This window comes from Streptomyces sp. FXJ1.172 (genome assembly GCF_001636945.3).
GTDB lineage: Bacteria > Actinomycetota > Actinomycetes > Streptomycetales > Streptomycetaceae > Streptomyces.
This window is the reverse complement of sequence record NZ_CP119133.2, coordinates 5215536-5232733: the sequence shown is the minus strand read 5'-3', so window position 1 is coordinate 5232733 and position 17198 is coordinate 5215536. Positions and strand designations below refer to the sequence as shown.

At 70.6% G+C, this 17198-nt stretch carries 18 protein-coding genes, 1 pseudogene and 1 riboswitch; of the genes and pseudogenes, 8 read left to right on the top strand and 11 right to left on the bottom strand.

The window, feature by feature from the left end; all coding sequences use genetic code 11:
• Window positions 1-17 precede the first annotated feature (17 nt).
• Window positions 18-299 carry a hypothetical protein gene (locus A6P39_RS23420; protein ID WP_067053573.1) on the top strand — a complete coding sequence of 94 codons (282 nt, stop codon included), beginning with the start codon at window positions 18-20 and terminating at the stop codon, window positions 297-299.
• A gap of 25 nt (window positions 300-324) precedes the next feature.
• Here A6P39_RS23420 and A6P39_RS23415 read toward each other — a convergent pair whose 3' ends face one another.
• On the bottom strand, window positions 325-972 hold the full coding sequence (locus A6P39_RS23415; protein ID WP_067053575.1) for a class I SAM-dependent methyltransferase: 648 nt from the start codon (window positions 970-972) through the stop codon (window positions 325-327).
• 50 nt (window positions 973-1022) lie between these two features.
• Window positions 1023-1214 (bottom strand): annotated as a pseudogene (locus A6P39_RS23410) (hypothetical protein); the annotation flags it as partial.
• A gap of 114 nt (window positions 1215-1328) precedes the next feature.
• On the opposite strand from A6P39_RS23410, the gene A6P39_RS23405 reads away from it, so the two are divergent.
• The 5 genes from A6P39_RS23405 to A6P39_RS23385 all read left to right on the top strand — a co-directional run bounded on the left by A6P39_RS23405 (window position 1329) and on the right by A6P39_RS23385 (window position 4801).
• Window positions 1329-2168 carry a helix-turn-helix domain-containing protein gene (locus A6P39_RS23405; RefSeq protein WP_067053671.1) on the top strand — a complete coding sequence of 280 codons (840 nt, stop codon included), beginning with the start codon at window positions 1329-1331 and terminating at the stop codon, window positions 2166-2168.
• Window positions 2152-2352, top strand: coding sequence for a DUF397 domain-containing protein (locus tag A6P39_RS23400; RefSeq protein ID WP_067053577.1), 201 nt, complete (start codon window positions 2152-2154; stop codon window positions 2350-2352). The genes A6P39_RS23405 and A6P39_RS23400 overlap by 17 nt, the downstream gene beginning before the upstream one ends.
• A 282-nt stretch (window positions 2353-2634) precedes the next feature.
• Window positions 2635-3480 (top strand): hypothetical protein, encoded by an 846-nt coding sequence (locus tag A6P39_RS23395; protein WP_067053578.1) that lies wholly within the window; start codon window positions 2635-2637, stop codon window positions 3478-3480.
• 59 nt (window positions 3481-3539) lie between these two features.
• Complete coding sequence (locus A6P39_RS23390; RefSeq protein ID WP_079133718.1) at window positions 3540-4217, top strand: Uma2 family endonuclease; 678 nt, start codon at window positions 3540-3542, stop codon at window positions 4215-4217.
• Window positions 4218-4219: 2 nt separating this feature from the next.
• Window positions 4220-4801: a hypothetical protein gene (locus A6P39_RS23385; RefSeq protein WP_067053580.1), complete on the top strand. Its 582-nt coding sequence runs from the start codon at window positions 4220-4222 to the stop codon at window positions 4799-4801.
• A 10-nt stretch (window positions 4802-4811) separates the two neighbouring features.
• On the opposite strand, the gene A6P39_RS23380 is transcribed toward A6P39_RS23385, so the two are convergent.
• The 6 genes from A6P39_RS23380 to thrC all read right to left on the bottom strand — a co-directional run bounded on the left by A6P39_RS23380 (window position 4812) and on the right by thrC (window position 11921).
• Window positions 4812-6368: a carboxylesterase/lipase family protein gene (locus A6P39_RS23380; protein ID WP_067053582.1), complete on the bottom strand. Its 1557-nt coding sequence runs from the start codon at window positions 6366-6368 to the stop codon at window positions 4812-4814.
• An 83-nt stretch (window positions 6369-6451) separates the two neighbouring features.
• Window positions 6452-7576 (bottom strand): NADH:flavin oxidoreductase, encoded by a 1125-nt coding sequence (locus tag A6P39_RS23375; RefSeq protein WP_067053584.1) that lies wholly within the window; start codon window positions 7574-7576, stop codon window positions 6452-6454.
• Between the two features lie 235 nt (window positions 7577-7811).
• A complete protein-coding gene (gene groL / locus A6P39_RS23370) occupies window positions 7812-9434 on the bottom strand; it encodes a chaperonin GroEL (RefSeq protein WP_067053586.1) in 1623 nt (540 codons plus the stop codon).
• Between the two features lie 295 nt (window positions 9435-9729).
• The gene (locus A6P39_RS23365; protein ID WP_004929928.1) at window positions 9730-9933 is read right to left on the bottom strand and encodes a cold-shock protein; all 204 of its coding nucleotides are present in this window, start codon (window positions 9931-9933) and stop codon (window positions 9730-9732) included.
• A 432-nt stretch (window positions 9934-10365) separates the two neighbouring features.
• Complete coding sequence (locus A6P39_RS23360; protein ID WP_067053588.1) at window positions 10366-10641, bottom strand: MoaD/ThiS family protein; 276 nt, start codon at window positions 10639-10641, stop codon at window positions 10366-10368.
• A complete protein-coding gene (gene thrC, locus A6P39_RS23355; RefSeq protein WP_067053591.1) occupies window positions 10638-11921 on the bottom strand; it encodes a threonine synthase in 1284 nt (427 codons plus the stop codon). Before thrC ends, A6P39_RS23360 begins: the two co-directional genes overlap by 4 nt.
• A 17-nt stretch (window positions 11922-11938) precedes the next feature.
• A riboswitch (SAM riboswitch) is annotated at window positions 11939-12083 on the bottom strand.
• A gap of 160 nt (window positions 12084-12243) precedes the next feature.
• On the opposite strand from thrC, the gene A6P39_RS23350 reads away from it, so the two are divergent.
• Together A6P39_RS23350 and A6P39_RS23345 are read left to right on the top strand one after the other, a co-directional pair.
• The gene (locus A6P39_RS23350; protein ID WP_067053675.1) at window positions 12244-13215 is read left to right on the top strand and encodes a glucosyl-3-phosphoglycerate synthase; all 972 of its coding nucleotides are present in this window, start codon (window positions 12244-12246) and stop codon (window positions 13213-13215) included.
• Between the two features lie 73 nt (window positions 13216-13288).
• Window positions 13289-14716, top strand: a complete 1428-nt coding sequence (locus tag A6P39_RS23345; RefSeq protein ID WP_067053593.1) for an alpha,alpha-trehalose-phosphate synthase (UDP-forming) — start codon at window positions 13289-13291, stop codon at window positions 14714-14716.
• On the opposite strand, the gene otsB is transcribed toward A6P39_RS23345, so the two are convergent.
• From otsB to A6P39_RS23330, 3 genes are all read right to left on the bottom strand, one after another.
• Complete coding sequence (otsB, locus tag A6P39_RS23340) at window positions 14692-15546, bottom strand: trehalose-phosphatase (RefSeq protein ID WP_067053595.1); 855 nt, start codon at window positions 15544-15546, stop codon at window positions 14692-14694. The two genes, A6P39_RS23345 and otsB, sit on opposite strands and share 25 nt — an antisense overlap.
• Window positions 15547-15608: 62 nt before the next feature.
• The gene (locus tag A6P39_RS23335; RefSeq protein WP_067053597.1) at window positions 15609-15833 is read right to left on the bottom strand and encodes a DUF3263 domain-containing protein; all 225 of its coding nucleotides are present in this window, start codon (window positions 15831-15833) and stop codon (window positions 15609-15611) included.
• Between the two features lie 51 nt (window positions 15834-15884).
• Complete coding sequence (locus tag A6P39_RS23330; RefSeq protein ID WP_443053071.1) at window positions 15885-17177, bottom strand: ABC transporter substrate-binding protein; 1293 nt, start codon at window positions 17175-17177, stop codon at window positions 15885-15887.
• Between the last annotated feature and the right edge of the window lie 21 nt (window positions 17178-17198).

Here is a 17198-nt window from a genome sequence, read left to right as displayed (position 1 = left end):
CCGGTCGTTCCCCAGGCATGACGAAGATGAAGCTCCTGACCACGGCCGCCCTCTCCGCCGCCTCCGCCGCCGTCCTGGCCGCCCCCGCCCACGCCCGCCCCGTCGCCCCTCCCGCCGTCCACGACACCGGCAACTGGACCATCTCCGGCACCGCGAAGTGCGCCGACGACCTCGCCGTGGTCCCGGTCCTCAAGGAGGTCTCGCCGCTGCCGCTGCGCGACACCGCCCCCGCGTGCGGGGAGGGCAGCCTGATCCACCAGGGCCCCCGGGGCCACCAGGGCTCCCACGCCCACCGCTGAATGAACACGCGGGAGTTACGGGGGCTCAGGGGGCGCGCCAGACCAGGGTGTAGCGCCAGAAGAGACCGCGCCTCAGGCGGACCCCGGGAAGAATCCGGCGGGCCTCGCGCCCGATCTCGGTGAAGGTCGGCTCCGGTTCACGGACGGGGGCGGTCATGGACACGGGCCGCTGTGCGGTGGACCGCCCCCGGTTCTTCACCCACCCCGTGAGCGGGTTGAGCAAGAGGGAGACCAGCGAGAGCGCGCGATCGGCAGGCCCTTCTTCCCGCGCACAGCCGACGACCACGAGGGTGCCGCCGGGCGCCAGCTCCTCCCGGAACCGGGTGAGGGTCTCGGCGAGGGGGAGGTGGTGGAGCACGGCGACACAGGTGATGACGTCGTACGGGCCGGGCGGCAGACCGCGCGGGGCGGAGGCGAGGGTGTACGTGACGGGGGCGCCCGGAGCCGTCAGCTCCCGCGCCCGCTCCACGATCCCCGGATCGGCGTCCACCCCTACGACCGACTCCGCCCGCCCGGCGAGCCGCCGCACCAGGTCCCCGCTGCCGCACCCCACGTCCAGCGCACGGCCGACCCTGCGCGGCAACCGCCGCAGCAGCCAAGGGTGGTAGTGCGCGTTGTGGTCCCAGGGGTGGGCGGCGTTGAAACGGTGCAGGGCCTCTATCAGTCCGCTCAACGGTTGCGCCTCTCCCGGTTCACCTGTCGCACTTTGACCCGCAGCTCCTCGCCGACGGGCATCGTCCTCAGCACGTCCGTCAGCCGCTCGGCGGTACGGACATTGCAGCGCCCCAGGTCGACCAGCGCAAACGGCTCGTCACTGGCACCGGTCACCGGGTCGACGCACAGGGACGGCAACACGACCCCGACCCCGGCGAGCGCACCCCGCAACGACTCCACGATCTCCTCGGTGCTGCGCAGCATCTTTCTGCCTCCACGGTGAGTTCCGGATTTGCTACACAGAGTGGTCGACACGTGGCTAACCTGGCCAGATACGGCATCCCAACAAGCTCGACTGTGGAACAGGGAGTGGCCATGCCGGGACCGAAGGACCTCGATCCGTCGTCATCACCACGAGCCTTTCTGGGCGCCGAGTTACGCCACGCCCGCGAGAAGGCCGGGCTGAGCCAGGAGGAGCTGGGCCAACGGCTGTTCGTGAGCGGGTCGTTCATCGGGCAGCTGGAGTCGGGTACGCGGCGGATGCAGCCGGAGTACGCGCGGCTGCTGGACGAGGTGCTGGGGACGGGGGACTTCTTCCAGCGGAACTGCCGGGCTGTGGCGAAGTCGAAGTATCCGGAGCACTTTTCGGAGGCGGCGGAGGCGGAAGCGCACGCTACGGCGATCAGACAGTACACCCCGCTTCTCATCCCGGGGCTGCTCCAGACGGCTGCGTACGCACGGGCCGTGTGCCGGGCCTATCAGCCGACGGCACCGGAGCAGGTGATTGAGGAACTGGTGGCGGCTCGAGTGGAGCGCGCCCGCATCCTCGACGATCCAACAGAGCCGTTGTTGTGGGCGGTGGTTGACGAGGCGGCACTGCATCGAGTGACGGGCGGGCCGGAGGTGATGGCGGAGGCATTGGGTCACATCGCGGGTCTGATCCGCCAGGGGCGTGTCATCGTGCAGGTGCTGCCGTTCGACGCAGGGGCGCATGCGGCGATGGAGGGTTCCATCAAGCTGATGGACTTCGACGGCGCCCCTCCGCTGGTGTACTTCGAGGGAGTCGGCACCGGACGACTGGAGGACGACCCGGCCGTCGTCCGGCACCAACGGTTCACCTACGAACTCCTCACGGCCTCCGCGCTCTCCCGCGAGATCTCCCTGGCCCGGATCGAGGGCATGGCGCAGGATTACGCACATGAGGAACATCTCTGAGTACGACCTGGACGCGGCGATCTGGCAGAAGTCCAGTTACAGCGGTGGCAGCGGCGGGGACTGCCTGGAGGTCACTCACGACTTCCCGGCCCTCGTCCCCGTCCGGGACTCGAAGAACCCCCGAGGCTCAAAGCTCTTCTTCAGCTCGGCCGCCTGGGCTTCCTTCACCGCGTCCCTCAAGTGACCGCCCGAAGCTCAAGCCCCGAGTTCCCAGGTCCGAGCGCCCTTTTCAAGGAATGGGAGGCGGGCCTCAACCCGCCCTCCCACCCTGCGTGTTGACCTGACGCGTTCGGCTTGCAACGCAGCGTCACATGCCTCTAACGTGCGGCCATAAGCAAACGGCCCCCGCTGGTGCGCCAACACCGGTGCGGGGGCCTGACCTACAAGATCGAAGGACGAATTCGATCCCATGGCTGACGCCAACTTTAGTGTCGCCCCCACCTCTGCGCACCCTGCCCCGCACCCGATGGCCAACCCTGGCTACGGCAAGCGTTCGGTGCCCGGACAACGCCCCCGGACGAACCACGACTTCGCCCACCTCCCCGCCCGCGAAGCAGCCATCGCGTCCTACCTCGACCGCCTCCCCGACGGCGCCGACATCTCCGTGAAGACGCTGGCCAAGGTGCTGCCGTACGGGCAGTGCGCCCTCGGCACGGCCCTCAACCGCCTGCAGAAGGCAGGGCACTTACGGCGGGGCCGGGAGCGGCTGGAGACGGACTCGGGCGGCTCGCGTTGGATCACCCGATCGTGGTGGTCCCGTACCGCACGTGACGACGGCTGGTGGGCGACGTTCGCGCGCGGCGACGTACCGCAGCCGGAGCCGCCACCGGCGGCCCGAGCCAGCCCGGCCCCGACCCGCTCCCGCGCCCACATCCTCCTCGCCGCCCTGGGGCGTACGGCCCCGGTCCTGTCCCTCTCCGCCGCCGACTGCGCGGAACTCGCCCCGCTGGTGGCGGAGTGGTTCGCGCGAGGCGCCACCGACGAGGCCGTACTCCACGCCCTGACCGCCGGCCTGCCCAGCCCCGTCCACCACCCGGCCGCGCTGGTCCGCAGCCGCCTGACCAGCAAGCTCCCACCCGAACCCGTACGTCAGCCACCCCGCCCGCCCCGCCGGATCCTGGAGTGCGCGGAGTGCGGTGTGCCGGGGCGGCCGGAGGCACTGCCGGGCGGGCTGTGCCGGGCGTGCCGGGGTGCGCTCCCGTCGGATCAGGCCCACTCCAATGCGCCCCTCTCCCCGTCTGCAATCCACTCCTACGCAGCTGAGATGCGTGCTGCGATCTCCCAAGGACGACGAGAAAGGGCATCCGTATGACCGCTCCTCCGGTCCAACGACAACGCCCCGGGGCACGATGGAGGGGAGGAGGCGACGCCATGACCCCCAGCACCGCCCAACGCCCGCAGATGTCCGCCGAGGACTTCGAGGAGCTTGCCCGCAGGGCACCGAAGAACGTGCAGCTCGAATTCATCAACGGGCGGCTGTACGTGAAGGGCGACCGAATTTCGCCCGAGGACTTCGAGGACCTGGCTCGCAAGGCTCCCGAGGGCGTCAAGCTCGAACTCATCGACGGAAAGCTAGAGGTCAAGCCGATGCCGGACCAGCGTCACCGGGGCATCGTCATGTGGCTCCTCCGGCTGTTCATGCAGTTGCGCCCGGAATTGGCTCTCTATCCCGAGCAAGGCCTCAGGGTCGGCGCCTACCGCAAAGGGCACGCCTGCGCAGACGGTGCCCTGGCACCGTTCAACCACTTCATCGCCCAGGAAGGAGACTGGGCGGATCCCGACGGTGTCCTCATGGTCCTGGAAGTCACCTCTCGTGACCGTGACACCGACCGACGCGACCGCATCGACAAGGTCCGTGGTTACGCCGAGGCCGGTATCCCCGTCTACCTCCTCATCGACCGGGACAACGACACGCTCGTCGTCTACAGCGAACCCAAGGACGGCCGCTACCAGCAGTCCCCGTCCTACCCCTGGGGCGCTACCGTCGAACTGCCACCCCCGGTCGGCATCACACTCGACACCGAGGAACTCAAGGACTACGCGGACTGATCATGAACCACGCCCAGCTCACCGCCCTCGGACGGGCCCTGCGCCTCGTCGGGGAGCACGGGGAGGCCCTGACCGGCGACACCCCGGACGCCCGGCTGCACGAGATCAAGGCCGATCTGCGCCGGGCGCTCGACCTCGTGGAGGAGAGCGTCGGCAGCAGCGCGCCCGCCACCCGGTGCCCAGAGCACCCGCAGGGACCCGTGGACGAGAGCGCGCCCGATCTGTGTCTGCTGTGCGAGACCCGGCGCCGGGCCGCCCGCCGGTCCGAATTCCAGGGCGGGAGGAGCGAACCCGCTCCCGCCGCCACCGCACCCTCCCGGTACGGCGTCCGTGCCGACCGGCCCCAGCCGCAGCAGCGCTGGCTGCCGGAGGCGTGGAACGGCCAGGAGTGGCAGCTGTGCGGCACGCCCCGGCGGGACCGGCGCGAGGCCGAGGCGTATCTCGCCGCCCAGCGGCGCTCGTCCCGGCCCGCCATGGCCTACCGGCTCGTGCACGAGTTCACCGACTACGAGGTCCTCCGGGTCTGGGGGACACCCGTACGCGTCGACATCGAGCCCATGAACGGTCCCCTGGGCCATCTGTAGAGCGCCGGGATCAGCGCAGCAGCGGCAGCGGTGCGAAGTCGTACCCCTCCCAGATGCGCCTGCTCTCCTCCTGCGGGTACGGCGCCACTACCGGCTCCGCGTCCAGGACCTGCACCAGGCGCTCTTCCGTGTCGTACACCGGCCAGCCCGGGTCGCCGGTGCGGGCGTACGCCGTCCAGGCGCTCTGGATGAAGGACGAGAGCCGCTCGGCCTCGGGGGTGGGTTTGCCGTCGGGGAAGAGCAGGCCGCCCAGGTCGGCGCCGAACGTGCCGAAGAGCAGCGGGATGTCCAGGCCGTGGCAGGCGCCCAGCCGGCCGATGGTGCTGGGGGCGGGCCAGGTCAGTTCGTAGACGTGGGCGCGGCCGCCGCCCGTCCGCTGGGCCTCCGCCAGGCGCAGGCTCGGCTGGCCGAACAGCCAGTCCGTCTGGACGCGTTCGAAGAGACCCTCGGCGTCCGCCTCCGGGAAGGCCGCTCGGTACGCCGCCTCGCCCGCCTGTCCGCCCGGCGCGTACAGGCGCAGGGTCCCGGCCGCCGTCTCGTCCGTGATCTTGTCGGACAGGCCGCCCATGACCATGAAGAGGCGGAACTCGTCGCGGTTGTGGCCGACGAGGAGGTCCACGTCCCGTGCCGCGCCCGAGGCCAGGGCCGCCCAGGGGGTCGTCGGCAGTATCTCGCCGTCGACCACCGGGGCGAAGGGGACGGCCGTCGGCGCCACCTGGCCCCAACGGCCGGTGTGCCTAAGCATCTTGGTGCCCAGCGCCGTGCCCGCCTCGGTGAGCCGCCGGGGGTCCAGCGCCGCCAGGTCGGCCGCCGCGGGCGGGCTGCCCGCCTCGGCCGCCAGGGCCGTGGCGATGTCGCGGGCCAGGTCCGCGGAGAAGAACGTGCCGGGCACGCTCTGGGCGATCGCGCGCCGGAACAGGCCGCGGGCTCTGGGCATGGCCAGCAGTGAGGCGATGCAGCCCGCGCCCGCCGACTCGCCGAACACGGTGACCTGGGCCGGGTCGCCGCCGAACGCGGTGATGTTCTCCTGGACCCACTCCAGGGCCGCCACCTGGTCCAGCAGGCCCCGGTTGGCGGGGGCGCCGGTCCAGTGGGCGAAACCCTCCATGCCCAGGCGGTAGTTGAAGCTCACGAGCACCGCGTCGCCCTCGCGGGCGAGGTGCTGGGCGTCGTAGCCCGGCTGGCCGCCGTGGCCCACTTTGAACGCGCCGCCGTAGAGCCACACCATCACCGGACGGGCGGCGGACGGGTCCGGGTCGGGGGTCCAGACGTTGACCGTCAGCCATTCGTCGCCGGGTGCGGCGGGGAGCTTGGCCCTGCTGAGGAGGCCCGCCTCCTGCGGGGGCGGCGGGCCGAACGCGTACGCCTCGCGGACGCCGTCCCAGGGCCGGGGCGGGCGCGGGGCCTGGAAGCGGTCCGGGCCGACGGGGGGCGCCGCGAAGGGGATGCCCCGGAACACCGACAGGCCCTGCTCGCGCAGGCCGCGCACCGCACCGGACGCGGTGCGCACCACAGGGCCGTCCGGGCCGTCGGTGTCCGGGGCCGTCCGGGACTCGGTCGTCGTCATCGCGCGCTCCTCGCTTCCGCTCACTGCCTGACCGCTCATCAGGGGAACGGACGACGACGATCACAAGTGCCCGGTACGAGCCGTCAGCTGAGGGTCTTCACCGCGGCGGCGTCGTAGGGCTTCAGCTCGTCGAAGCGGTCGGCGAGGACCTTGGCCGCCCACTCCGGGTCCTGCAGCAGGGCGCGGCCGACGGCGACCATGTCGAACTCGTCGGCCTCGAGGCGGTCGAGGAGGTTGTCGATGCCCTTGACCGGGGAGCCCTCGCCCTGGAAGGCGTTGATGAAGTCGCCGTCGAGGCCGACCGAGCCCACGCTGATGACCTGCTTGCCGGTGATCTTCTTGGTCCAGCCGGCCAGGTTCAGGTCCGAGCCGTCGAACTCGGGCACCCAGTAGCGGCGGGTGGAGGCGTGGAAGACGTCGACGCCGGCCGCGGCGAGCGGGGTCAGGATGGCCTCCAGCTCCTCGGGGGTCTCGGCGAGGCGGGCGGTGTAGTCCTGCTGCTTCCACTGCGAGTAGCGGAAGATGACCGGGAACTCGGCGGACACCGCCTCGCGGACCGCGGCGACTATCTCCGCCGAGAACTGCGCACGGGCCACCGGGTCGCCGCCGTAGGCGTCGGTGCGGGTGTTGGTGCCGCCCCACAGGAACTGGTCCAGGAGGTAGCCGTGGGCGCCGTGGAGCTCCACGCCGTCGAAGCCGATGCGCTCGGCGGCGGCCGCGGCCTCGGCGAACGCGGCGATGACGTCGTCGACGTCCTGCTGGGTCATCGCCTTGCCGGTGGGCTCGGCGCCCGCGGTGACCAGGCCGGAGGGGCCGACGGCCGGGGCGTCGGCGAAGGGCGGGTCGCCCTGCTTGCGGACCATGCCGATGTGCCACAGCTGCGGGACGATCGTGCCGCCGGCCGCGTGCACGTCCTCGGCGACCTTCGCCCAGCCCGCCAGCTGCTCCTCGCCGTGGAAGCGGGGGACGCGGTCGCTCTGACCGGCCGAGTCGTGGCCGACGTAGGTGCCCTCGGTGACGATCAGTCCGACACCTGCGGCGGCGCGGCGCGCGTAGTAGGAGCGCACGTCCTCGCCGGGGATGCCGCCCGGGGAGAACATCCGGGTCATCGGCGCCATCACGATCCGGTTGGGGACGGTGAGGCCGTTGAGCGTGATCGGGCGGGACAGGATCTGGGCCGCGCGGGAGGCGGAGGGCGTGGCGGTCACGTGGGGGGCTCCTCGTGAGTGCGGTGGTGTGCGGTCGGCGGGTGCCAACCGGCCGGTATGTGTTCGCGCATTGTTGCAGCTCTTTAAGTAACCGCCTATGCGCCGCCCCACATTCCGGGACCGCGGTCCGCCCTTGTGTGATGCACGCCACCCCGGAAACGCCCGAGGGCGGCACCCCCTGCCTCACGACAGGGGGTGCCGCCCTCGGTAAGGACGCGATCGGCCGTCAGGTCGATCAGAAGTCCATGTCACCGCCCGGCATGCCGCCCGGAGCGGCCGCGGCGGCCTTCTCCGGCTTGTCGGCGATGACGGCCTCGGTGGTGAGGAACAGCGCGGCGATGGAGGCGGCGTTCTGCAGCGCGGAACGGGTCACCTTCGCCGGGTCGATGATGCCCTCGGCGATCATGTCGACGTACTCGCCGGTGGCGGCGTTCAGACCGTGACCGACGGTCAGGTTGCGCACCTTCTCCACGACGACGCCGCCCTCGAGACCACCGTTGACGGCGATCTGCTTCAGCGGGGCCTCGAGCGCGAGCTTCACGGCGTTGGCGCCGGTCGCCTCGTCACCCTCGAGTTCCAGCTTCTCGAAGACACCGGAGGCCTGCAGCAGGGCCACGCCACCACCGGCGACGATGCCCTCCTCGACGGCCGCCTTGGCGTTGCGCACGGCGTCCTCGATGCGGTGCTTGCGCTCCTTCAGCTCCACCTCGGTGGCGGCGCCGGCCTTGATGACCGCGACACCGCCGGCGAGCTTCGCCAGGCGCTCCTGCAGCTTCTCGCGGTCGTAGTCCGAGTCGCTGTTCTCGATCTCGGCGCGGATCTGGTTCACGCGACCGTTGACCTGCTCCGAGGAGCCGGCACCGTCGACGATGGTGGTCTCGTCCTTGGTGATGACGACCTTGCGGGCGCGGCCGAGGAGGTCCAGGGTCGCGTTCTCCAGCTTGAGGCCGACCTCCTCGGAGATGACCTCGCCGCCCGTGAGGATGGCGATGTCGCCGAGCATGGCCTTGCGGCGGTCACCGAAGCCCGGGGCCTTGACGGCGACGGACTTGAAGGTGCCGCGGATCTTGTTGACGACCAGGGTCGACAGGGCCTCGCCCTCGACGTCCTCGGCGATGATCAGCAGCGGCTTGCCCGACTGCATGACCTTCTCCAGGAGCGGGAGCAGGTCCTTGACGGAGCCGATCTTGGAGTTGGCGATGAGGATGTACGGGTCCTCGAGCGACGCCTCCATGCGCTCCATGTCGGTCGCGAAGTAGGCGGAGATGTAGCCCTTGTCGAAGCGCATGCCCTCGGTGAGCTCCAGCTCCAGACCGAAGGTGTTGCTCTCCTCGACGGTGATGACGCCTTCCTTGCCGACCTTGTCCATGGCCTCGGCGATCAGCTCGCCGATCTGGGTGTCGGCGGCGGAGATGGACGCGGTGGAGGCGATCTGCTCCTTGGTCTCGACGTCCTTCGCCTGCTCCAGCAGGGCGGCGGAGACGGCCTCGACGGCCTTCTCGATACCGCGCTTCAGAGCCATCGGGTTGGCACCGGCGGCGACGTTGCGCAGGCCTTCCTTGACCAGGGCCTGGGCGAGCACGGTCGCGGTGGTCGTACCGTCACCGGCGACGTCGTCCGTCTTCTTGGCGACTTCCTTGACCAGCTCGGCGCCGATCTTCTCGTACGGGTCCTCGAGCTCGATCTCCTTGGCGATGGAGACACCATCGTTGGTGATCGTGGGGGCGCCCCACTTCTTCTCGAGGACGACGTTGCGACCCTTGGGGCCGAGCGTCACCTTGACGGCGTCCGCGAGCTGGTTCATGCCGCGCTCGAGGCCGCGCCGCGCCTCCTCGTCGAACGCGATGATCTTGGCCATGTGAAGTGGTCCCTCCAGGACTGGGGGTGATTCCTTCGGACCGCGCCCGCGCCCGCGACGGACGGCTCGCCGGCCTGTGGTTCCTTGCCCCACATGGCCTGCGGGCCTCACCGACCCGGTCCTTCTTTGTCACTCTCACCTTCAGAGTGCTAACGCAATGATTAGCACTCGGCATGGTCGAGTGCAAGCGCCTCTCGCCGTCCGGCAGGGGCCGTCAGCCGCCCGCGAACAGAGGCCCGGGGACGGCGAAGGGCCCGCACCCCTGCGAGGTGCGGGCCCTTCGGACAAGAAACGTTCAGGCGCTGAGGCGAACCATGTCGGCCTGCGGGCCCTTCTGGCCCTGCGAGATCTCGAACTCCACCCGCTGGCCCTCTTCCAGGGTGCGGTAGCCGTCCATCTGAATGGCGCTGTAGTGGACGAAGACGTCCGCACCACCGTCGACCGCGATGAAGCCGTACCCCTTCTCCGCGTTGAACCACTTGACGGTGCCCTGAGCCATGCCTAACTCCCCTATTACTGGCCCTTGCACAGATCCACACTTCGCGGACCCGGGTCAGACCTCACCCCCCATTGGTCGGGGGCGTGCGCCGGAACGCGTCGACCGCGGCTGAATGTATCTGTCCAACTGCCGTCTGCAACAGGTCAATCGGACGAGAAATCTGGACGAGCCCAGTCCGGAATCTGCCTAAACTTCGGCTGAATTCAGGGCAAGTCGGGCTGTACAAAATGGAACGAAAGCCGCAGAAAGCCCGCACACTTTGGCTGCTTCTTATCGGGCCCGCGGTGAGGAATCCGGGGCCTGTGACCTTCGGGCTCGGAACGCGTTCCCCAACTGTACCGCGCTCAATCACACTGAATGGCCCCCTCCGTTTCTCTCACGGAGGAGGCCATTCGATGAACAATCGGTAACCGCGGTTACCGAGGGTATCAATCAGCCGCCGGCGACCGCCGGAATGATGGAGACACCGGCGCCCTCGGGGGTCGCCGTCTCGAGGCCCTGTTCGAAGCGGACGTCGTCGTCGTTGACGTAGACGTTGACGAACCGGCGCAGCTTGCCCTGGTCGTCCAGCACGCGGGCGGAGATACCGGTGTGGTTCTTCTCCAGGTCCGCGATGACCTCGGCGAGGGTCGCCCCCTCGGCGGCGACCTCGGCCTGGCCGCCGGTGTAGGTGCGCAGGATGGTGGGGATGCGAACGGTCACGCTCATGCGAGGCCAGCCTCTCGGAAGGAGTCCAGGGTCGGGCGGATGGTGGCGGTCAGACCCGTGCCGGCCACGGCGTCCAGCGTCTTCAGGCCGTCGCCGGTGTTGAGGACCACCGTGGTCTTCGTCGGGTCCAGGACGCCGTCCTTGATCAGCTTGCGGGTGACGCCGACCGTCACACCGCCCGCCGTCTCGGCGAAGATGCCCTCGGTGCGGGCCAGCAGCTTGATCGCGTCGACGACTTCCCCGTCGGTCACGTCCTCCACCGCACCGCCGGTGCGGCGCGCGATGTCCAGCACGTACGGCCCGTCGGCCGGGTTGCCGATGGCGAGGGACTTGGCGATGGTGTTCGGCTTCTGCGGGCGGACCACGTCGTGCCCGGCCTTGAAGGCGGCGGACACCGGCGAGCAGCCCTCGGCCTGCGCACCGAAGATCTTGTACGGCCTGTCCTCGACCAGGCCCAGCTCGATCAGTTCCTTCAGACCCTTGTCGATCTTCGTGAGCTGGGAGCCGGAGGCGATCGGGATCACGATCTGGTCGGGCAGCCGCCAGCCGAGCTGCTCGCAGATCTCGTACGCGAGGGTCTTGGAGCCCTCCGCGTAGTACGGCCGCAGGTTGACGTTGACGAAGCCCCAGCCCTCGCCGGCCGGGTCGCCGATCAGCTCGGAGCAGAAGCGGTTGACGTCGTCGTAGTTGCCCTCGATGCCGACCAGCTCGCCGCCGTAGACCGCGGCCATGACGACCTTGCCCTGCTCCAGGTCGTGCGGGATGAACACGCAGGAGCGGAAGCCGGCGCGGGCCGCGGCGGCGCCGACGGCACCGGCCAGGTTGCCCGTGGAGGAGCAGGACAGGGTGGTGAAGCCGAAGGCGCGCGCGGCCTCCAGCGCCTGGGCGACGACGCGGTCCTTGAAGGAGTGCGTCGGGTTGCCGGAGTCGTCCTTCACGAACAGCCCGCCGGTGACGCCGAGTTCGCGGGCGAGGTTGTCGGCCTTGACGAGCTTGGTCCAGCCGGGGTTCAGGTTCGGCTTGTCGGCCACGTCCGCCGGGACGGGCAGCAGGGGCGCGTACCGCCAGATGTTCGCCGGGCCCGATGCGACCCGCCGGCGCAGTTCCTCGGTGTCGTAGCCGGAGAAGTCGTAGGCGGCCTCCAGCGGGCCGAAACACTCCTCGCACGCGAAGACCGGGCCGAGCGGGACACGGTGACCGCACTCGCGACAGCTCAGCGCCACGGCGGGACCGAGGTCGACGGTGGAGGTGCTGGAACTTGCAACTGTCTGCACAGCCATGGAGGCGAGGCCCTTTCTCCTCATCTTCCTCACGGCGCATCTCGCCGCGAGACGGATTTGGCACCTTCCCTAGCCGGGAGCCTCGCTTGTGAAAAGACGAGACCGGCTGGAGGGTTGCCGGGGCTTCACCGGGCCGTTTCCCTCTGCCCCTCTGGATGAGCTGTATGCGGTTGTGGAACGCGCGCGACCCCCGACATGCGATGGTCATCGGCGTTGTTCAAGACTGTAACCGACGGCCACGACAGTTGAGATAGTCGTCCGAACCGCGAGATGGATCACACCGTGACCCCATGTGATCACGAACAGTGAGGAGTCGCAGACCGTGCTGGAAGAAGTCGAACGCTGGCTGGCCACCCGCTCCTGGTCCGTGACCGACCGCCCGCTGCACCGGATCGTGGCCGCCAAGCAGCGCACGGGCCAGACGATCAGCGTCGTGCTGCCCGCGCTCAACGAGGAGGAGACCGTCGGCGACATCGTCACGGCCATCCGCCGCGACCTCGTGGAAGAGGTCCCGCTCGTCGACGAGATCGTCGTCGTCGACTCCGGCTCCACCGACCGCACCTCCGAGGTCGCCGCCGCCGCGGGCGCGCGGGTCGTTCACCGTGACGAGATCCTGCCCCGCATTCCGGCCGTCCCCGGCAAGGGTGAGGTCCTGTGGCGCTCTCTCCTCGTCACCGCCGGGGACATCATCTGTTTCATCGACGCGGACCTGAGGGAGTTCTCCTCGGACTTCGTCTCCGGAATCGTCGGCCCGCTGCTCACCGACCCCGAGGTGGCCCTCGTCAAGGCCATGTACGACCGCCCGCTCACGGTGTCCGACGGGCACGCCTTGGGCCCGGCTGCCGCGGGGCAGGGCGGCCGGGTCACCGAGCTGATGGCCCGCCCGCTGCTGAACATGCACTGGCCGCAGCTGGCCGGGTTCGTGCAGCCGCTCGGCGGCGAGTACGCGGCCCGCCGCGGCCTGCTGGAACAGCTGCCCTTCCCCGTCGGTTACGGCGTGGAGCTGGGCATGCTGGTCGACGCCCTGCACCTGGTGGGACTCGACGCGCTGGCCCAGGTGGACGTCGGCGTGCGCAAGCACCGCCACCAGGACGGCCAGGCGCTCGGCCGGATGGCCGCGGCGATCTACCGCACCGCCCAGCTCCGGCTGGCCCGAGGCCACCTGGTGCGCCCCTCGCTGACCCAGTTCGAGCGGGGCGAGGACGGCTTCGAACCGCGCACCTACTCGGTGGACACAGAGGAACGGCCGCCGATGGTGGAGATCGCGGAGTATGCCGAGCGGAAGGTGGCGTGAACCGGCCGCGGGGTCGTATACGGCGGCGTGGCCGTACGTTTGAGCGTTTCCGGGCTGGGCTAGGTTGAGGACCATGGCTTCCACGCACGGTGCCGAGGTGCTGGTCGCGTCCAATCGCGGCCCGGTTTCGTACACGGTGTCCCCCGACGAGGGGGAGGGCTCGCTGCGCGCCAAGCGGGGCGGCGGCGGGCTGGTCTCGGGGCTGTCGGCCATCGGGTCGGACGCGGACTCGGTGTGGGTGTGCGCCGCGCTGGGCGACGGCGACCGCGAGGCCGTACGGCGGGCGGACGGCAGGCTGCTGCCGGCCGCGGACACCGGCGGTCAGCGGGTGCGGATGCTGGACATCGACCCGGACGTCTTCGCCGAGGCGTACAACGGCATCGCCAACTCGGTGCTGTGGTTCGTCCACCACATGCTGTACCAGACCCCGCTGGAGCCGGTCTTCGACGCCCGGTTCCGGCAGCAGTGGGCGTCCTACCAGGCCTACAACCGGGCGTTCGCCGAGGCGCTGGCCGAGGAGGCCGCCAGGGGGGCGGCGGTGGTCGTGCAGGACTACCACCTGGCCCTCGCGCCCCTGATGCTCCGGCAGCTCAGGCCCGACCTGCGCATCGGCCACTTCTCGCACACCCCGTGGGCCCCGCCGGACTACTTCCGGCTGCTGCCCGACGACATCGCGGCCGAACTGCTGCACGGCATCCTGGGCGCGGACCGGGCGGCCTTCCTGACCGGGCGCTGGGCGGAGGCGTTCACGGCCTGCTGTGACGCGGTGCTCGGGCCCGGGGTCACCACCGGTACGGCGATCGGGGTGCACGGGCTCGGCGCGGACGCGGACTTCCTGCGCGCACGGGCGCACGAGCCGGACGTCGACGAGCGGATGGCCGCGCTGCGCGAGGAGATCGGCGAGAGCCGCAAGACGATCGTCCGCGTGGACCGCACCGAACTGTCCAAGAACATCGTGCGCGGGCTGCTGGCGTACCGGCAGCTGCTGGACGACCATCCCGAGTGGCGCGAGCGCGTGGTGCACGTCGCGTTCGCGTACCCCTCCCGGCAGGATCTCGCCGTGTACCGGGACTACACCGCCGAGGTGCAGCGGGTCGCGCAGGAGATCAACTCACGGTACGGGACGGCCGGCTGGCGTCCGGTGGAGCTGCACGTCAAGGACGACTTCGCGCGCTCGCTCGCCGCGTACCGGCTCGCCGACGTCGCCCTGGTCAATCCGATCCGGGACGGCATGAACCTGGTCGCCAAGGAGGTGCCGGTCGTCTCCGACGAGGGGTGCGTGCTGGTGCTGTCCCGGGAGGCCGGGGCGTACGAGGAGCTGGGCGAGGACGCGATCGTGGTGAACCCGTACGACATCGGGGGTACGGCACAGGCGCTGCACGCGGCGCTGAGCATGCCGGCGGGTGAGCGGGCGGAGCGGTCCAAGCGGCTGGCCGCGGCCGCGACGGCACTTCCGCCGGCGAAGTGGTTCCTTGATCAGCTGGCCGCGCTGGAGCGGTGATCGATCCCGGCCGCCAGCGACCGCAGCAGCGCCACGACGCCGGCCGGGCCGTCGACCACCACGTCCGCCCGCTCCGCCAGTTCCGTGACCTCCGTGCTGCCGCTGCACACCAGCAGGCCGGGGACCCCGTCACCGCGGAGCTTGTCCACGGCGGCGTAGGCGGGCAGGTCGCCGAGATCGTCGCCGGCGTAGAGGACCGCGCCGGCGCCCGTCCGGCGGACGTACTCGCCGAGGGCCACGCCCTTGTCCATGCCGGGCGGGCGCAGTTCCAGGACCAGGCGGCCGGGTTCGACGATCAGCCCATGGCGGGCGGCGAGGTCGGTGAGGGGGCCGCGCAGGGCCTCGAACGCGGCCTCCGGGTCGGCGGCGCGGCGGGTGTGGACCGCGACGGCCCGGCCCTTCTCCTCGATCCAGGTGCCGGGCCAGGCACCGGCACGGTCCAGGACGCCCGGCAGCTCCGCGCGGACCGCGGCGACCCCGGGGTGCGGGGCGGGGGCGGTGACGGTGCCGGTGACGGCGTCCCAGCGTTCGGCGCCGTAGTGGCCGAGGACGGTGAGGTGGTCCAGGCCGGGGACGCCGGCGAAGCCGCCGTAGCGGACCGCGACGCCGGCCGGGCGGCCGGTGATCACGGCGATGGAGGCGACCTTCGGGGCGAGCGCGGCGAGGGCCGGTACGGCGTCCGGGTGGGCGCGGGCCTGTTCGGGGTCGGCGACGATGGGGGCCAGTGTGCCGTCGAAGTCCAGGCCGACGATCGCTGTGGCCGGCTTCGCCAGGAACGCGGCGAGGCCGTCCCGGCCGGACTGGGTCTGCGGTGTCGGCAGGGGGTCCATACAGCGACAGTATCCAGCGCGGGTCGCCCTCACTCCTGGGGCCGTGCCCCAGGAGCGGAAAGTCAGCGGTCCGAGCGGTGGGACTGCCTGATTCTGCGCAGGCGGTTCACCGTCACCGGGTCGTGGGCCAGGGCCCGCTCGTCGTCCAGGAGGGCGTTGAGGAGCTGGTAGTAGCGCACCGGGGCGAGGCCCAGCTCCTCGCGGATCGCTCGTTCCTTGGCGCCGGGGCCCGCGAAGCCCCGGCGTTCCAGGGCGAGGATGGCTTTTTCCCGGGTGCCCAGTTCCATGGCAGCCACCGTAGCGCCGGGCACCGACAGCCGCCGACGGCCCGTCCCGGCTCAGCTCGCGTTGCTGCTGTCGGCCGCCGTGGCCGTGGCCTGGAGCCGGGTGAGGACGCCGGAGGGGCTGCCGCCGGGGGCGACGGCCTGGCCGATGTTCTGCTTCACGGCCGCGGCGACCGCCGCCCAGGAGGTCTTGCCGACCGGATACAGCTCGGAGGTGGGCAGCTGGTCCAGGAAGGGGTGCAGGGCCTTGTCGGCGGGCGCGTCCGAGTCGCTCATCGCCGTCGAGGCGGAGCCGGTGACCGGGAGGAGGCCGTAGTCGCGCGAGAACTCCAGGACGTTCTTCTCGCTGTACACGAAGTTCAGGAAGTCGCCGATCCGGTCCCGGTGCCCGTTCTGCTTGAAGGCCATCATCCAGTCGGCGACGCCCATCGAGGCCCGGGCCTTGCCGGTGCGGCCCGGCATCGGCACCATGCCGAACTGCACGCCCTTCTTCTCGGCCTGCTGGATCAGCGTGGGGTGCCCGTTGAGCATGCCGACCTGGCCGTCGGCGAAGGCGGCGAAGGCGTCCGCGCGGTTGAGCTTGCCGGGCGCGACCGGGCCGGTCAGGCCCTTGCCGACCAGGTCGTCCTTGAGCCAGGTGAAGGTGTCGACGTTCTGGGCGGAGTCGATGGTGTAGGTGCCGACGTCGTCGGTGTAGCCGTTGCCGCCGCTGGTGGCGCCGGCGCCGCTGAGCAGCCACTGCATGGTCTCGGCCTGGGCCTCCTCGGGCCCGAGCGGCAGCGCGACCGGGTACTTCACGCCCTTGTCCTTGAGCGCCCTGGCGTCGGCCGCCAGCTCGTCCCAGGTGGTGGGCGGGGTGATGCCGGCCTTGGCGAACAGGGTCTTGTTGTAGAAGAGCACGCGCGTGGAGGCGGCGAAGGGTATGCCGTACTGCGTGTGGTTCCACTGGCCGGCGTCGGACAGCTGGGACAGGAAGTCGGCCTGGGTGCGGATGGAGAGCAGGTCGGAGGCCGGGTAGAGCTTGCCGGCGGCCGCGTAGTCGGCGTAGGCGCCGATCTGGGCCAGGTCCGGGGCGTGGCCGGCGGCGACCATCTCCTTCACCTTGGCGTCGACGTCGTTCCAGGAGTAGACGCTGACCTCGATCTTCACCCCGGAGTGCGTGTCCTCGTACGCCTTGGCCAGGGCGTCCCAGTACTTCTTGGAACTGTTGGCGGCGGAGTCGCCGTAGTCGGCGGCGACGAGTCTCAGGGTCACGTCCGAGGAGCCGGTGCTTCCACAGCCTCCGAGAACCGCCGTCATGCCCAGTGCGGACACCACCGCGATCGTTCCTGCCGTACGCCGACGCACGCTCAAAGCCCCAACCCTGCT

Coding starts and splice junctions, on each gene's coding strand:
- A6P39_RS23420 (WP_067053573.1), top strand. CDS start 18: ATGACGAAGATGAAGCTCCTGACCACGGCCGCCCTCTCCGCCGCCTCC.
- A6P39_RS23405 (WP_067053671.1), top strand. CDS start 1,329: ATGCCGGGACCGAAGGACCTCGATCCGTCGTCATCACCACGAGCCTTT.
- A6P39_RS23400 (WP_067053577.1), top strand. CDS start 2,152: ATGAGGAACATCTCTGAGTACGACCTGGACGCGGCGATCTGGCAGAAG.
- A6P39_RS23395 (WP_067053578.1), top strand. CDS start 2,635: ATGGCCAACCCTGGCTACGGCAAGCGTTCGGTGCCCGGACAACGCCCC.
- A6P39_RS23390 (WP_079133718.1), top strand. CDS start 3,540: ATGACCCCCAGCACCGCCCAACGCCCGCAGATGTCCGCCGAGGACTTC.
- A6P39_RS23385 (WP_067053580.1), top strand. CDS start 4,220: ATGAACCACGCCCAGCTCACCGCCCTCGGACGGGCCCTGCGCCTCGTC.
- A6P39_RS23380 (WP_067053582.1), bottom strand. CDS start 6,368: ATGACGACGACCGAGTCCCGGACGGCCCCGGACACCGACGGCCCGGAC.
- groL (WP_067053586.1), bottom strand. CDS start 9,434: ATGGCCAAGATCATCGCGTTCGACGAGGAGGCGCGGCGCGGCCTCGAG.
- A6P39_RS23365 (WP_004929928.1), bottom strand. CDS start 9,933: ATGGCTCAGGGCACCGTCAAGTGGTTCAACGCGGAGAAGGGGTACGGC.
- A6P39_RS23360 (WP_067053588.1), bottom strand. CDS start 10,641: ATGAGCGTGACCGTTCGCATCCCCACCATCCTGCGCACCTACACCGGC.
- thrC (WP_067053591.1), bottom strand. CDS start 11,921: ATGGCTGTGCAGACAGTTGCAAGTTCCAGCACCTCCACCGTCGACCTC.
- A6P39_RS23345 (WP_067053593.1), top strand. CDS start 13,289: ATGGCTTCCACGCACGGTGCCGAGGTGCTGGTCGCGTCCAATCGCGGC.
- otsB (WP_067053595.1), bottom strand. CDS start 15,546: ATGGACCCCCTGCCGACACCGCAGACCCAGTCCGGCCGGGACGGCCTC.
- A6P39_RS23335 (WP_067053597.1), bottom strand. CDS start 15,833: ATGGAACTGGGCACCCGGGAAAAAGCCATCCTCGCCCTGGAACGCCGG.